Origin of the sequence: Lactobacillus sp. M0393 (assembly GCF_016102025.1) — a bacterium.
In the GTDB taxonomy this organism is placed as follows: domain Bacteria; phylum Bacillota; class Bacilli; order Lactobacillales; family Lactobacillaceae; genus Lactobacillus; species Lactobacillus melliventris.
The window spans coordinates 142,776-157,064 of record NZ_JACFPK010000006.1; the positions used below are offsets into that span (position 1 = coordinate 142,776).

Here is a 14,289-nt window from a genome sequence, read left to right on the forward strand (position 1 = left end):
AGACAACTTTAAATGAAAGTAGCCGACTATGTTTAAAATTATTGTTGAATTATTCTTTTTAGTGATTATACAGGCTGCGATCACACCTTTTATTAGGCGATTAGCTTTCGTATTAGGTGCTGTCGACATTCCCAATAAAAGAAGAGTAAATAAAAAACCGATGCCAACCCTAGGGGGGTTGGGTATTTTTGTCACCTTCAATATAGGAGCTTTTATTCTCCTGCGCGATCAGTTTCCAACTCATGAAGCATTTAGCATACTTTTAGGCTCAAGTGTAATTGTCTTGACTGGCATAATCGATGATATTATGGAGCTGAAGCCAAGACAAAAAATGCTGGGCATTTTTATCGGTGCTCTAGTAATTTATTTTCTTGCCGGTATTAAAATGAATGTTCTCAATCTGCCATTTTTGAACAAACAAATAAATTTGGGATGGTGGAGTCTGCCAATCACTATTTTTTGGATCTTAGCTTTAACTAATGCTGTTGACTTAATTGATGGACTTGACGGATTGGCTGATGGTGTCTCTATGATTTCACTCATAACGATGGGAATTGTCGGCTATTTCTTTTTGCACACCGGCCAACTCTATATTCCGATCGGCTGTTTTATGCTGGCAGCTTGTTTACTGGGCTTTTTACCATATAACTTTCACCCGGCTAAAATATTTTTAGGCGATACCGGTGCGTTATACATCGGATTTATGATTGCCGTATTTTCTCTAAAAGGCTTGAAGAACGTAACTTTCATTTCATTGCTTGTACCAGTCACTATTCTAGGTGTGCCGATTACTGATACGCTTTATGCTATGATTCGACGCAAACTTAATAATCGACCCGTTTCCCAAGCTGATAAGCACCATTTGCATCATCAACTAATGCGAATGGGCTTAACCCACAGACAAACGGTTTTAAGCATTTATGCAATATCACTGGTCTTTTCTTTTATTTCCCTGTTATTTTTATTGTCACCAATGTGGGGCATGTGGGTCTTAATTGCTGGTCTGGCAGTTGCACTTGAATTTTTCGTAGAGTCCATTGGGCTTTTAGGTGAAAAATATAAGCCCTTGCTGAATTTAACCCAAAAATTAATTAATTCACGCAGTAAAAAAGATCCAACAGTTGAGGTATGGCATTTGGGACAAGATAAACCTGAGCAATTAAAAAAGAAGAAAAAAGAATAAATTTTAAACTTGACTCACATTTCACATGTGAGTTTTTTTACTGCTCATGATAGTTGTGTTGAGTGACAGGAACTTCATTATATCTTTGGGGAAGAAGCTCAAATTCTACTTTGCCCGCCAAAATATTGATTAAGTCATTTTCAAGCTGCTTTAACTTATCTTCATCAATAAAAATGGAAATTGTGACTTTCGCTTCATAGTCGATATTATCAATGAAAATCTTTTTTTGATTAAGATAATGCTGAGTTTCGTCAAATTTTTTATAATCGACTTGAAATTTCAAGCCCTGTTGCTGCACGCGCTTAACCACTCCAATAGCTTCAACAGCCTTAGTGACACTGTTGGAATAAGCACGGATTAAGCCGCCAGCTCCCAGTTTTATCCCACCAAAATAGCGCGTTACTACCACGGTAACGTTTTTAAGATTCATTAATTGAAGTGCCTTTAACTCCGGGACACCTGCGGTTCCGGATGGTTCACCATTATCGCTTGCTTTAACATGCTCGTCGTTTAATCCAATAGTGTAAGCAAAAGTGTTATGGGTAGCATCACGGTATTTTTGGGTAACAGCATTAATTGCTTTTTCGGCCTCTTTAACGGTTAAAGTTCTTATAACAGTGGCAATAAAGCGACTTTTTTTAATTATTAATTCGTGGTCACCGTTTTCCTTAATGGTTAAATAATCTTCTTTTTCGTTTTCGTTCAAAAAAATCAGCCCTTTTTTGCGTATTTATCATTGGAGGACAAAATGGAAAATATTTCTCATCTTGCTGGTCGTCAATGGCTTAGTAGTCAACTGGATTTTAGCACAAAGAAAGGTATAACAAAAATCAAGGCTGTTATCAACGATCGGTGTTCACGCTGCAATGCTAAAGTTTGGGCTAAATTGCCGAATGGCAAAAGATATTGTCGCGAATGTATCGGTTTAGGAAGAGTGGTTGAAGGCGATTATCTTATTCGTAATGAAGAGAAAGTAAACTTTCCCCGCACCAAAAACGGTGGCTTAACTTGGAGTGGTAAATTAACAGCTCAACAAGAAAAAATTGCTCAGGATTTGGTTCAGAACTATATGAATAAGCAAAATACTTTAGTTCATGCAGTAACCGGTGCTGGTAAAACTGAAATGATGTTTCCTTTGATTGCTCACTGTTTAGCAGAAGGTAAGCGGTGCTGCATAGCCGCACCAAGAATCGATGTAGTTAATGAATTATTTCCCCGCTTGCAAGTGGCATTCACTGAAATCAAAATTGGTAAATATCATGGGCATGAATACCAAGAGCCAGGCTTAGAGCAATTAACCATCTGTACCACCCATCAATTATTAAAATTTTTTCGTGCTTTTGACCTATTGATCATTGATGAAGCTGATTCTTTTCCATATGTGCAGAACCCTGAGCTTAATTTTGCTTCAAAAAATGCGCTTAAGAATAATGGCCAGATGGTCTATCTGACAGCAACACCTACAAAAGATTTATTAAAACTGGTTAAAAAGGGCCAAATTCAGCAATTAAAGTTAAATAGACGTTTTCATGGTTATTCCTTGCCTGTACCAAAAGAAAAACTGTTTTTACGTCCATTTTTAGAAGGTAAACGAATTAATCCAAAACTTGTGCAAGAAATTAGCAAAGTAATTAAGGCTAAGCATCCACTACTTTTATTTTTGCCCAGAATTGATTTGATTAAGCCATATGTTAGCGCACTTAGAAATGAGCCTGAATTTAAGCAAATAACAATAGAGGGTGTACATGCTAATGATGTACAGAGAATTGCAAAAGTTGATAATTTCAGGCGTGGACAAATACAATTGCTTGTTACCACTACTATTTTGGAACGTGGTGTAACTTTTAATCATGTTTGGGTGATTGTAGTTCAAGCAGATGATAAAATTTATAATACTTCTAGTTTGGTCCAAATTGCGGGTAGAGTTGGTCGCTCTAGGACTGATCCAACAGGTTTAATATTATTTTGCTACCAAAAATATACTTCAAGTCTGCGTAATGCTATGAAACAAATTCGTGAGATGAATAAATGAAAAAATGCCTATTATGTGGACAATATTTTATTTCAAAAATGTCATTTTTAAATTTATTTTCCTTGCACCAAAAGGATCGAAAAAGTATTTGTGATCACTGTTTAAAAAAGTTCATTCATGTACCTGATAAGCATTGCCCAATATGCTCAGGCAGTTCGAAGCAAAATCAGATTTGTTCAGACTGTGTGAATTGGCAAAAAATATACGGCGAAAAGTTGTTAATTAATCACTCTGTGTATTTATATAACAGAGCATTTCATGATTTAATGGTTAACTATAAGCGCTATGGTGACTACATTTTATACGCTGCACTGCAAGAATTGTGTGTTAAAGAACTATCTGAATATAAAGCTGATGTTTATGTTCCAGTTCCAACTTCTCCTGAGCACATCGCTAAAAGACAATTCGATACAATCACTGCACTGTACGGTAGTCTTGTACCTTTAACAAACATGCTGGGTAAGAAAGCAGGACTAGGAGCCCAAGGAGAGAAAAATCGTGCTGAAAGATTAACTAGTGAGCAAAGCTTTTTTGTTAAGGAAAACTTTACGATTAATTTTCAAAAATGCACAGTTATCTTGCTGGATGACATATACACTACTGGCAGAACGCTTTATCATGCTCGAGATGCGCTGGCAAAAATTTTCCCTAATGCGAAAATCAGTAGTTTTACCTTATGTAGATAAAACAAAATTGTTCAGCGCTTTCATGTTTTGTTATAATTTTGCTATAATATAGATAGCATAAGACTGCCTCTAGCAGTTGAAAGGAGAATCTCATATGTTAAAGTATAATGTTCGTGGTGAAAATATCGAGGTAACGGATGCTTTAAGAAGTTACGTAGAAAAGCGCCTTAAAAAATTAGAAAAATATTTCGATTTAAATCAAGATATGATTGCTCATGTTAATTTAAAGGTGTATCGTGATCACAAGGCTAAAGTCGAGGTAACTATACCACTACCATACTTAGTATTGAGAGCTGAAGAAACAACTGACGATATGTATCGCAGTATTGATTTTGTTTCTGAAAAATTGGAAAGACAAATCAGAAAATATAAGACACGTGTAAATCGTAAGAGCCGTGAAAAAGGAATTAATGATTTCTTCGTTGAAAGTGCGGAGGAAGATTCGAAAGACAAAGAAAGTAATGAATTTACAATTGTTCGTAATAAACAAATTGGGTTGAAACCAATGAGTCCTGAAGAAGCAATCTTGCAAATGAATATGCTAGAGCATGATTTCTTTGTTTTTCAAGATGGTGAAACCAGCGGTACAAGTGTTGTCTATCGCAGAAATGACGGCCGTTATGGTTTGATTGAGACCAAATAGTAATAATATTATTAAGTAAGGGCCCCACATTTAGTGTGAGGTCTTTGTTTTGTTTATTTTTCATTTAGCGCTAATCATGGTAAAATTATAATGTGTTTTTATACTTTAACTACATATAAGGATCGATTAAATGGTAAACATTTTAAAGAAACTATACAATAACGATAAAAGAGAACTGAAAAAATTTGAAAAAATTGCAGATAAAGTTGAAAGTCATGCAGACGAATACAGTCGGCTTTCAGACGAAGAATTACAGGCAAAAACACCTGAATTTCGTGATAGATTGAAAAATGGTGAAAGCTTAGATTCGCTCTTGCCGGAAGCTTTTGCAGTTTCTCGTGAAGGAGCTAAAAGAGTTTTAGGCCTATACCCATTTCATGTTCAAGTATTAGGTGGTATTGCGCTGCACTACGGTAACATTGCCGAAATGATGACTGGTGAAGGTAAGACCTTAACTGCGACTATGCCTGTTTATCTGAATGCACTAACAGGAAAAGGCGTTCACGTTGTTACCGTTAACGAATACCTGTCCAGTCGTGATGCCGAAGAAATGGGCCAGTTGTACAAATGGTTAGGCTTAACCGTTGGTCTTAATTTGAATGCTATGTCTCCTGATGAAAAGCGTGAAGCATATAATTGTGATGTTACTTATTCCACTAACTCAGAACTAGGCTTTGATTATCTACGTGATAATATGGTCGTTTACAAGGAGCAAATGGTTCAACGTGAACTTAACTATGCTATTATCGATGAGGTTGACTCAATTTTAATTGATGAGGCCAGAACTCCATTAATTATTTCTGGCGAGGCAGAACAAGCTAATGGTGACTATATTCGTGCTGATCGCTTTGTTAAAACTCTTAAAGAAGACAAAAGTGATGATGATGCGGATGATGATAAGGACTATGGTGATTACAAAATTGACTGGCCAACTAAGACTATTTCTTTAACTAGAACTGGTATTCAAAAAGCTTGTGATCATTTTGGCCTTAAAAACTTGTATGACGTTGAAAATCAGAAATTAGTGCATCACCTTGATCAGGCTTTAAGAGCAAATTACATTATGCTTAAAGACATCGATTATGTTGTGCAAAACGGTGAAGTCCTGATCGTTGATTCTTTCACTGGTCGTGTTATGCAGGGACGGCGCTATTCTGATGGCCTGCACCAGGCTATTGAAGCTAAAGAAGGCGTTAAGATTCAAGAAGAATCCAAGACGCAGGCGACAATTACTTACCAGAACTTCTTTAGAATGTATAAAAAACTTGCCGGTATGACAGGTACTGCTAAAACTGAAGAAGAAGAATTCCGTGAAATTTACAACATGCAGGTAATTACTATCCCGACTAACCGTCCTTTGATCAGGATAGATAATCCGGATATTCTTTATCCTACTTTGTCATCCAAGTTTACGGCAGTAGTTAATGAAATTAAAGAACGGCACTCAAAGGGTCAACCGGTATTAGTTGGTACCGTTGCGGTTGAAAGTTCTGAAAGACTGAGTAAGTTACTTGACAAAGAAGGAATTCCTCACGCCGTTTTGAATGCTAAAAACCATGCTAAGGAAGCTCAGATTATCATGAACGCCGGTCAACGCGGTGCGGTCACTATTGCGACCAACATGGCTGGCCGTGGTACCGACATTAAATTAGGGCCAGGTGTGAAAGAACTAGGTGGCCTTTCTGTTATAGGTACTGAACGTCATGAGTCTCGTAGAATTGATAACCAACTCCGTGGACGTTCAGGTCGTCAAGGTGACCCTGGTGTTACTCGTTTCTATCTCTCACTTGAAGATGATTTGATGAAACGCTTTGGTGGCGATAGAGTCAAAGACTTCCTTGACCGTTTGTCTGACAATGATGATGACAAGGTAATTGAGAGTCGCTTGATCACTAGACAAGTTGAGTCTGCTCAAAAACGTGTTGAAGGTAATAACTATGATACCCGTAAGCAAACATTGCAGTATGATGATGTTATGCGTATACAACGTGAGATTATTTATGGTGAACGGATGCAGGTTATTGGTGAAGAAAAGTCACTTAAGGATGTTTTAATCCCAATGATTCGCCGTACTATTAATAGTCAAGTTGATATGTTTACACAGGGTGATCGTAGTAAATGGCGGCTTGATTCACTGCGTGACTTCATTTCTTCAAGTTTGACGAACGAAGAAGAAACTGATGCAATTGACTTCAAGACAATTACGGTTCCTGACTTAAAGCAAAAGCTGTATGATATCGTTGAAGCCAACTATGAAGAAAAAGAAGCGATTTTGGCTGATCCTTCAGAAATGCTTGAATTTGAAAAAGTAGTTATCTTGCGGGTAGTTGACGATCGCTGGACTGATCATATAGATGCTATGGACCAATTACGGCAATCAATCAGTTTACGTGGCTACGGTCAACTTAATCCGCTGGTAGAATACCAGGATTCTGGCTACAACATGTTTGAAGAAATGGTATCAAATATTGAATTTGACGTGACTCGTTTATTTATGAAAGCTGAAATTAGACAAAATCTTAGTCGTTAATAGTTAAGATGGGAGGAGAAAGCAGCTGCTTTCTCTTTTTTACTGAAATTTTATTAAAAATAAAGGAGCTATTGTAAAATATGGAAATAAGTGACATTCAAAATGAATTGGATAGTTTGAAAAAGCGGTTAGACCACTTTAGGGGGTCTCTTTGACTTAGATTCAATAGACGAAAGTATCATTGTTAATGAAAATAAGATGCAAGATCCGACTTTTTGGGATGATCAGGAAAAAGCACAAGGTTTGATTAGTGAGACAAATGTGTTGAAAGAAAAACGTGATTCTTTTGTCAAGTTGGAAAAGGATTATCAAAATGAAATAACAGCACTAGAATTACTGCGTGAAGAAGCAGATCAAGATTTACAAAAAGAAGTTGAAACCGATCTGCAAAAATTGCAAACTGAGTTTCATGATTATGAGCTAGATTTACTCTTATCTGGCAAATATGATGATCACAATGCGTTGATTGAAATTCATCCGGGAGCAGGTGGCACTGAGGCGATGGACTGGGGCCAAATGCTCTTGCGGATGTACCAGAGATATGCCGATATTCGCGGCTTTAAATTTGAAATTAGTAATTATGAACCTGGAGAAGAAGCTGGTCTTAAAAGCGTTAGTGCCAAGATTACTGGTAAAAATGCCTACGGCCTGATGAAATCGGAAAATGGTGTTCACCGTTTGGTGAGAATTTCTCCCTTCGATTCGGCCAAGAGGAGACATACATCTTTTGCTTCGGTTGAAGTTATTCCGGAAATTGATGAGAGTATAAAGGTGGATATCGATCCTAAAGATCTCCGTGTTGACGTTTACCGGTCGAGTGGTGCAGGCGGTCAGCATATTAATAAAACATCAAGCGCTGTCAGAATCACTCATTTACCGACAGGAATCGTAACTACGTCTCAGGCGCAGCGTTCACAGTTGCAGAATCGGGAAACCGCAATGAATGAACTGCGAGCAAAATTATTTCACTTAGAGGAAGAAAAGAAACGTAAACATAAGCAGGAGCTTAAAGGTGATCAAAAAGAAATTGGTTGGGGCTCACAAATTAGATCTTATGTTTTTCATCCTTATAATTTGGTTAAGGATCTGCGCACAGGCTATGAAACTTCCGATACAAGTGGTGTAATGGATGGCAAGCTGCAACCGTTTGTTTATGCATATTTACAATGGCTTTTGAGCCAGGAAAATCCAGAGTAGGTGATTAGATGAGTTTTTGGGGAATTGTTGGTTTAGTATTATTGGCAGTTGTTATTTTAAGTATTATTTTTGCCATATTTCACATCTTTTTCATGATATTACCGGCAGCCTTAGTAATTATTGGTATTATCTGGTTAATCAATCATTTTACCAAAAATGATGATAATAATGCTGGACACTCTGATCTTAATTCTGGTTCTTATAGCTGGGACAATTGGAATGAAAATAATCAAACTAAACCAAAACGGAAAAAAGTACGCGATGCTAAAACCAAAGATGTCGACAAATAATAAAGGGGCATTTTGAAATGACAAACGCTGTTAAATTAAGAAATTTAATTCGTGATAATAAAATTGTTCATGTTGTGCAGGGAAAACAATATATCAATAATAAGGAGATTGTTGTATCTGATATTTATAGACCAGGACTGGAGTTAACAGGCTACTTTGACTTTTACCCCCGCCAGCGTATTCAGTTACTTGGGCGTACAGAAATTTCTTATGCCGCTAGACTAGACCACGATAGTTTAGTACAGGTTTTTAAAAAACTTTGTACTCCTGATACGCCCTGCTTTTTTGTATCGCGTTCTCTGCGAATACCACCGGAACTAGCTCAAGCTGCTGATGAGGCGGAGATTCCTATTCTTTCTTCACCAGAGTCAACTACCTATGTTTCCAGTATTTTGACGGAATATTTAAGAGAGCGACTAGCTGTCCGTGATACGATTCACGGCGTCTTAGTTGAAGTTAAAGGTATGGGCGTGTTACTGACTGGTGATTCAGGTGTTGGGAAATCTGAAACTGCTTTAGGCTTAATTCATCGTGGTCACCGTTTAATAGCTGATGATCGAGTTGATGTTTATCAAAAAGATGTGGAAACCGTGATGGGTGAAGCTCCGGAAATATTAAAACACCTAATGGAAATTCGTGGTATTGGTATCATTGATGTTATGGATCTGTTCGGTGTTGGAGCTGTTAAAAACCGTGAAAGCATCCAGCTGGTTATCAAACTTGTCAATTGGGATAAGAAAGCTAATTATGATCGTTTAGGTTTTGAGGAAAGCAAACGAGATATTTGTAATGTTGAAGTTCCCCAAATCACTATTCCTGTTAAAGTCGGTCGTAACATGGAAGATATTATTGAAATTGCAACTATGAATTTCCGTGCCAAGAGAAGCGGCTATAATGCTACCAAAACTTTTGACAGTAATTTAACGAAATTAATTAAGAAAAACTCTCAAGCAGACACAGCAAAGGATAAGAATAAATGATATTGACCATCAATCCTGTAGCATTTAAATTAGGAAACCTAAGTGTCAAGTGGTATGGCATTATTATGGCTGTCGCAATTATTTTAGCTGTCTCAATGGCAATCTTTGAAGGACGTAAACGTCAAATTGAAAGTGATGACTTCATGGATTTGCTGTTATGGGCTGTTCCTCTTGGATATGTGGGTGCACGCATTTACTATGTTATTTTTGAATGGAATTATTATTCTCAGCATCTTGACGAGATAATTGCTATTTGGAATGGTGGCATAGCTATCTATGGCGGCTTACTGGCCGGATTGGCAGTTTTACTGGTATTTTGTTATAAGAGAATGTTGCCACCATTTCTGATGCTGGACATCATTACGCCAGGAGTAATGGCTGCTCAAATATTAGGCCGCTGGGGTAATTTTATTAATCAAGAAGCTCATGGTGGGCCCACAACCTTGGCGTTTTTACAAAGCTTACACTTACCTGATTTTATTATTAATCAGATGAAAATCGGTGGAGTATACTATCAGCCAACTTTTCTATATGAATCTTTTTTTAATTTGATTGGTTTACTGATAATATTGTTATTAAGACACAGAAAGCATCTGTTTAAACAAGGCGAAATATTTATGCTCTATTTGGCATGGTATTCTGTCGTACGTTTTTTCGTAGAAGGCATGCGGACAGATAGTCTTTACCTTTGGGGATCGATTCGGGTTTCGCAAATGCTTAGTGTAATATTGCTGATAGTGGTTATAGTATTATTTATTTATCGCAGGCGAATTGTTAAACCCAAATGGTATTTAGACGGCAGTGGCTTGAAATACCCTTATAGTCGAGATTAATAATTATTTTAGTGAAAGAGAGTAAAAAATGACAAAAATTGCAGTTTTAGGAGCAGGTTCATGGGGTACGGTTTTAGGATCAATGCTTGCTGATAAAGGATATAATATCGTTCTGTATGGTAATAACGAAAAAGTTAATGACGAAATTAACCAGAATCATACCAATGAGCACTACATGAAAAACTGGCAGGTAAATAAAACGGCTGTTGCGACAGGTGACTTAAATGAAGCTTTAACGGAAGCCGAAATTGTATTATTTGTTTTACCTACTCAAGCTATTCGCAGTGTTGCTCAGAATGTAAGTAAAATTTTAAGACAAACTAATTCAAAGCCGCTTATAGTCACTGCTACGAAAGGTATTGAACCGGGTTCCAAAAAACTGATATCGGATATTTTAACTGAAGAAATCTATCCGGATGATGAGGATAAAATTGTAGCTATTTCAGGACCGAGCCATGCTGAAAGTGTTGCTCAAAAAGATTTGACTGCCATTTCATGTGCTTCAAGTAGCATGGAAAATGCACAAAAAGTGCAGCGGTTATTTTCAAATGACTATTTCCGTTTATATACCAATAGCGACTTGATTGGTGTCGAAGTAGCTGGTGCGGTTAAAAATGTTATTGCAATCGCGGCTGGGATTTTAGTTGGTAAGCACTATGGTGACGATGCTAAGGCGGCTTTAATGACCCGAGGTTTAGCAGAGATTACACGCCTAGGAGTTAATTATTTTGGTGCCGACCCAATGACTTTTAGTGGTCTTGCAGGAATAGGTGATTTAATTGTTACTTGTACATCAGTCAATTCTCGTAATTGGCGCTGTGGTAAGCAATTAGGTGAGGGCAAGAGTCTTGACTATGTCTTGCAAAATATGGGTCAGGTTGTTGAAGGTGCCACAACAGTAAAGGCTGTGCACGAATTATGCGCAGAAAAGCATATTGATATGCCAATTAGTGAAGCTATCTACCGCGTTTTATACCAAAATTCTAATGTAGATGATGAAATTACCCAGATGATGGGTAGAAGTCCTAAACAGGAGATTAGACTTTAACATGCAAATCGTTGTAATATTTACTTACGAAAAATAAGAAAGTACTGGGGGTAAAACTATGACGGAAAAATATGACGTAATCATTATCGGAGCAGGACCTGGTGGCTTAACTGCTGCTCTTTATGCTTCTCGTGCAAACCTTTCAGTGTTAATGCTTGATCGTGGTTTGTATGGTGGGCAAATGAATAACACCGATGCAATTGATAACTATCCCGGCTTTAGTGAAATTAAAGGACCAGAGTTGGGCGAAAAAATGTACAATTCTGTTATGAAGTTTGGTGCCAAATTTGAATATGGTGATGTTCAAACAGTAACCACCGCTGGTGACCTAAAAATAGTTAAAACAGATACTGGCGAGTACAGTGCACCTGCCTTAATTATTGCTACCGGAGCGGATCATCGTCATTTAGGTGTTCCTGGTGAAGATGAATATTCCGGTAAGGGTGTTTCTTATTGCGCTGTTTGTGATGCTGCCTTTTTTAAAGATGAAGATATTGCGGTTATCGGTGGCGGCGATTCAGCTATTGAAGAAGGAATTTACTTGGCTCAAAGTGCTAAGTCGGTTACGGTTATTCACCGGCGCGATCAACTACGCGCTCAACCAACTCTGCAAAAACGTGCTTTTGCTAACTCAAAAATGCATTTTATTTGGAATGGCTTAACTCAATCTATTGATGGTGACGGCAATAAGGTGACTGGCGTAACCTATAAAGATAAAGAGACCGGTGAAGAAAAACACTTAAAGACTCGCGGTGTTTTTATCTACGTTGGCGTTATTCCTCAAACTGCACCTTTTAAAGATTTGGGCGTAACTGATGAGAATGGTTGGATTCCAACGGATGAGCATATGAGAACTAAGGTTGATGGTATTTTTGCCCTGGGTGATGTAAGGGCAAAAGACTTACGCCAAATTGCTAATGCAGTTGGTGACGGCAGTATTGCTGGCCAACAGGCATACAATTATTTGCAAGATTTAAATGATCGGAAAATATAAGGATTACAAAAAGAATTCAGCTTAAATGAATTCTTTTTTTATTTTTACAGATAGCAATAGTGATAAATGCTAGAATATAATTTATGAAAACGAATTAAATGCTAGAAAAAGAGGAACATTACTGAAATGAAAGCAAGAGAAACATTTCAAAAATGGCAACAGACACAAAATTTGCCCGATTATTTAAAAGATCAACTGTCTGAACTTGGTCAAAATCCAAATTGGGTTGAAGATGCGTTTGGGCAAGATATTAATTTCGGTACAGCCGGCATGAGGGGCAGACTGGAGCCGGGAACTAATCGCATCAATTTGTACACTGTTGGCCGTGTAACAGAGGGCTTAGCTCGGTTGATAGATGAAAAGGGTGAGCAAGCTCAAAATAATGGGGTAGTAATTTCCTTTGATTCACGTTATCACTCTCGTGAATTTGCGGAACATGCGGCGAGAATTTTAGGAAGCCATAATATCCATGTTTATCTGTTTGATGATTTAAGACCAACACCTGAATTATCATTTGCTGTTAGGTACTTACACGCTGCAGCCGGAATTAATATTACTGCTTCTCATAATGCCAAACAATATAATGGTTACAAGGTTTATGGTGCCGATGGCGCCCAAATGGGTCCTGAAGATGCAGAGCGGGTTTTTGAGTATTCTCAAAGAGTAACAGATATTTTTAACGTTCAAGCAGCGCCAGTAGTGCAACTCCGTGCACGAAAAACTTTACAGCTGATTGGTGAAGACATCGATGAAGCTTATTTAGCAGCATTAAAAACGGTAAATGTTAACCCCGACCTTATCCGGCAAAATGCCGACAAATTAACCATTATTTATACCCCATTGCATGGTACAGGTAAAATGATTTATGATCGCGCATTCAGGCAAGGAGGTTTTACTAATGTAATTCCGGTTCCCAGCCAGGCAATCATTGATCCGGAATTTCCAACAACTAAAAAACCAAATCCGGAATACCGTGATGTTTTTGATCCGGGAATAAAATTAGCAAATGAAAAACAGGCAGACTTAATCATTGCCACGGATCCTGATGCTGATCGAATGGGTGCATGCGTGCGTACTAAAAACGGTGATTTTCAGGTACTAACTGGTAACCAAATTGCCACGCTGATGATTTATTATTTGCTTGTTAATTTAAAAAATAATGGTCAATTAGCCAGCGATTATGAATTAATTACCTCGGTAGTTTCCAGTAGCATGCCGTTTAAAATTGCCCAAGATTTTGGTATTAAAACCAAGTATGTTTTGACCGGTTTCAAGTTTATTGGCGAAGAAATCGATCGCATGAGTAAGATGCATGATGGCAAATTCTTGATGGGCTTTGAAGAAAGCTACGGCTATCTTTTTAAGCCTTTTGCGCGGGATAAAGACGCTATGCAGGGTGCACTAATGTTTGCTGAAGTAGCTTCTTATTATGCTTCGCGCAACATGACTGTACTAGATGGACTCAATGAAATTTGGCAAAAATATGGCACTTCATACGAAATAACCAAAGCTGTTGAAATGCCAGGCATCGGTGGCCAAAAGAAAATGGCGCTTTTGATGGCAAAGTTGCGCTCAGAACATTTGGAAGAAATAAATGGGGTTAAGGTTAACAAAATCCAAGACTTTTTAAAGCAGCAAGAAATTACCGAGAATGGTGTTCAACCATTAGCAGGGCTACCTAAATCCAATGTATTAAAATATTATTTAGCAGATGAAACTTGGCTGGCCTTAAGACCATCTGGTACAGAACCAGTAATTAAAGCCTACGTCGGAGTTAATAAGCCCGATATTGCAACTGCTCACGCGGCGGCTGAAAGTTATCAAAATGCTTTGGCAAAACTGTTAAAATAAGACAAAAAGGATGCGAAAATAC

Annotated in this window: 13 protein-coding genes; 12 read left to right on the top strand and 1 reads right to left on the bottom strand. The window is 37.7% G+C overall.

Going from position 1 to position 14,289, the window contains the following annotated elements; genetic code table 11:
* Nucleotides 1–28 precede the first annotated feature (28 nt).
* Entirely contained in the window at nucleotides 29–1,183 is a 1,155-nt protein-coding gene (locus H3R29_RS06645) for a glycosyltransferase family 4 protein (protein WP_046324601.1), read from the top strand.
* 37 nt (nucleotides 1,184–1,220) lie between these two features.
* On the opposite strand, the gene H3R29_RS06650 is transcribed toward H3R29_RS06645, so the two are convergent.
* Nucleotides 1,221–1,889, bottom strand: a complete 669-nt coding sequence (locus H3R29_RS06650; protein ID WP_232352238.1) for a YigZ family protein — start codon at nucleotides 1,887–1,889, stop codon at nucleotides 1,221–1,223.
* Between the two features lie 42 nt (nucleotides 1,890–1,931).
* Here H3R29_RS06650 and H3R29_RS06655 point away from each other — a divergent pair, with 42 nt between their 5' ends.
* The 11 genes from H3R29_RS06655 to H3R29_RS06705 all read left to right on the top strand — a co-directional run bounded on the left by H3R29_RS06655 (nucleotide 1,932) and on the right by H3R29_RS06705 (nucleotide 14,267).
* A complete protein-coding gene (locus H3R29_RS06655; RefSeq protein WP_198202851.1) occupies nucleotides 1,932–3,215 on the top strand; it encodes a DEAD/DEAH box helicase in 1,284 nt (427 codons plus the stop codon).
* Nucleotides 3,212–3,901, top strand: coding sequence for a ComF family protein (locus H3R29_RS06660; RefSeq protein ID WP_198202852.1), 690 nt, complete (start codon nucleotides 3,212–3,214; stop codon nucleotides 3,899–3,901). Before H3R29_RS06655 ends, H3R29_RS06660 begins: the two co-directional genes overlap by 4 nt.
* Before the next feature lie 94 nt (nucleotides 3,902–3,995).
* Entirely contained in the window at nucleotides 3,996–4,544 is a 549-nt protein-coding gene (gene hpf / locus H3R29_RS06665) for a ribosome hibernation-promoting factor, HPF/YfiA family (RefSeq protein ID WP_174794308.1), read from the top strand.
* A gap of 130 nt (nucleotides 4,545–4,674) precedes the next feature.
* A complete protein-coding gene (secA, locus tag H3R29_RS06670; RefSeq protein WP_198202853.1) occupies nucleotides 4,675–7,074 on the top strand; it encodes a preprotein translocase subunit SecA in 2,400 nt (799 codons plus the stop codon).
* A gap of 80 nt (nucleotides 7,075–7,154) precedes the next feature.
* A protein-coding gene (prfB, locus tag H3R29_RS06675; protein ID WP_198202854.1) for a peptide chain release factor 2 occupies nucleotides 7,155–8,271 on the top strand; the annotation gives its coding sequence in 2 pieces (ribosomal slippage) (nucleotides 7,155–7,226 and nucleotides 7,228–8,271; 1,116 coding nt in all).
* Between the two features lie 8 nt (nucleotides 8,272–8,279).
* Nucleotides 8,280–8,561, top strand: coding sequence for a hypothetical protein (locus H3R29_RS06680; protein ID WP_046324608.1), 282 nt, complete (start codon nucleotides 8,280–8,282; stop codon nucleotides 8,559–8,561).
* Between the two features lie 17 nt (nucleotides 8,562–8,578).
* Nucleotides 8,579–9,541, top strand: coding sequence for an HPr(Ser) kinase/phosphatase (gene hprK / locus H3R29_RS06685; RefSeq protein WP_110445862.1), 963 nt, complete (start codon nucleotides 8,579–8,581; stop codon nucleotides 9,539–9,541).
* On the top strand, nucleotides 9,538–10,374 hold the full coding sequence (lgt, locus tag H3R29_RS06690; RefSeq protein ID WP_046324610.1) for a prolipoprotein diacylglyceryl transferase: 837 nt from the start codon (nucleotides 9,538–9,540) through the stop codon (nucleotides 10,372–10,374). Before hprK ends, lgt begins: the two co-directional genes overlap by 4 nt.
* A gap of 28 nt (nucleotides 10,375–10,402) precedes the next feature.
* Nucleotides 10,403–11,422, top strand: a complete 1,020-nt coding sequence (locus tag H3R29_RS06695; RefSeq protein ID WP_198202855.1) for an NAD(P)H-dependent glycerol-3-phosphate dehydrogenase — start codon at nucleotides 10,403–10,405, stop codon at nucleotides 11,420–11,422.
* A gap of 58 nt (nucleotides 11,423–11,480) precedes the next feature.
* Nucleotides 11,481–12,416 carry a thioredoxin-disulfide reductase gene (trxB, locus tag H3R29_RS06700; protein WP_198202856.1) on the top strand — a complete coding sequence of 312 codons (936 nt, stop codon included), beginning with the start codon at nucleotides 11,481–11,483 and terminating at the stop codon, nucleotides 12,414–12,416.
* Nucleotides 12,417–12,542: 126 nt separating this feature from the next.
* Complete coding sequence (locus H3R29_RS06705) at nucleotides 12,543–14,267, top strand: phospho-sugar mutase (RefSeq protein WP_198202857.1); 1,725 nt, start codon at nucleotides 12,543–12,545, stop codon at nucleotides 14,265–14,267.
* The last annotated feature ends 22 nt before the right edge of the window (nucleotides 14,268–14,289 follow it).

Excerpts from the sequence above, each read along its gene's own strand:
- H3R29_RS06660 (WP_198202852.1), top strand. The coding sequence starts at position 3,212 with ATGAAAAAATGCCTATTATGTGGACAATATTTTATTTCAAAAATGTCA.
- hprK (WP_110445862.1), top strand. The coding sequence starts at position 8,579 with ATGACAAACGCTGTTAAATTAAGAAATTTAATTCGTGATAATAAAATT.
- H3R29_RS06655 (WP_198202851.1), top strand. The coding sequence starts at position 1,932 with ATGGAAAATATTTCTCATCTTGCTGGTCGTCAATGGCTTAGTAGTCAA.
- hpf (WP_174794308.1), top strand. The coding sequence starts at position 3,996 with ATGTTAAAGTATAATGTTCGTGGTGAAAATATCGAGGTAACGGATGCT.
- H3R29_RS06705 (WP_198202857.1), top strand. The coding sequence starts at position 12,543 with ATGAAAGCAAGAGAAACATTTCAAAAATGGCAACAGACACAAAATTTG.
- lgt (WP_046324610.1), top strand. The coding sequence starts at position 9,538 with ATGATATTGACCATCAATCCTGTAGCATTTAAATTAGGAAACCTAAGT.
- H3R29_RS06695 (WP_198202855.1), top strand. The coding sequence starts at position 10,403 with ATGACAAAAATTGCAGTTTTAGGAGCAGGTTCATGGGGTACGGTTTTA.
- secA (WP_198202853.1), top strand. The coding sequence starts at position 4,675 with ATGGTAAACATTTTAAAGAAACTATACAATAACGATAAAAGAGAACTG.
- H3R29_RS06680 (WP_046324608.1), top strand. The coding sequence starts at position 8,280 with ATGAGTTTTTGGGGAATTGTTGGTTTAGTATTATTGGCAGTTGTTATT.
- trxB (WP_198202856.1), top strand. The coding sequence starts at position 11,481 with ATGACGGAAAAATATGACGTAATCATTATCGGAGCAGGACCTGGTGGC.
- H3R29_RS06645 (WP_046324601.1), top strand. The coding sequence starts at position 29 with ATGTTTAAAATTATTGTTGAATTATTCTTTTTAGTGATTATACAGGCT.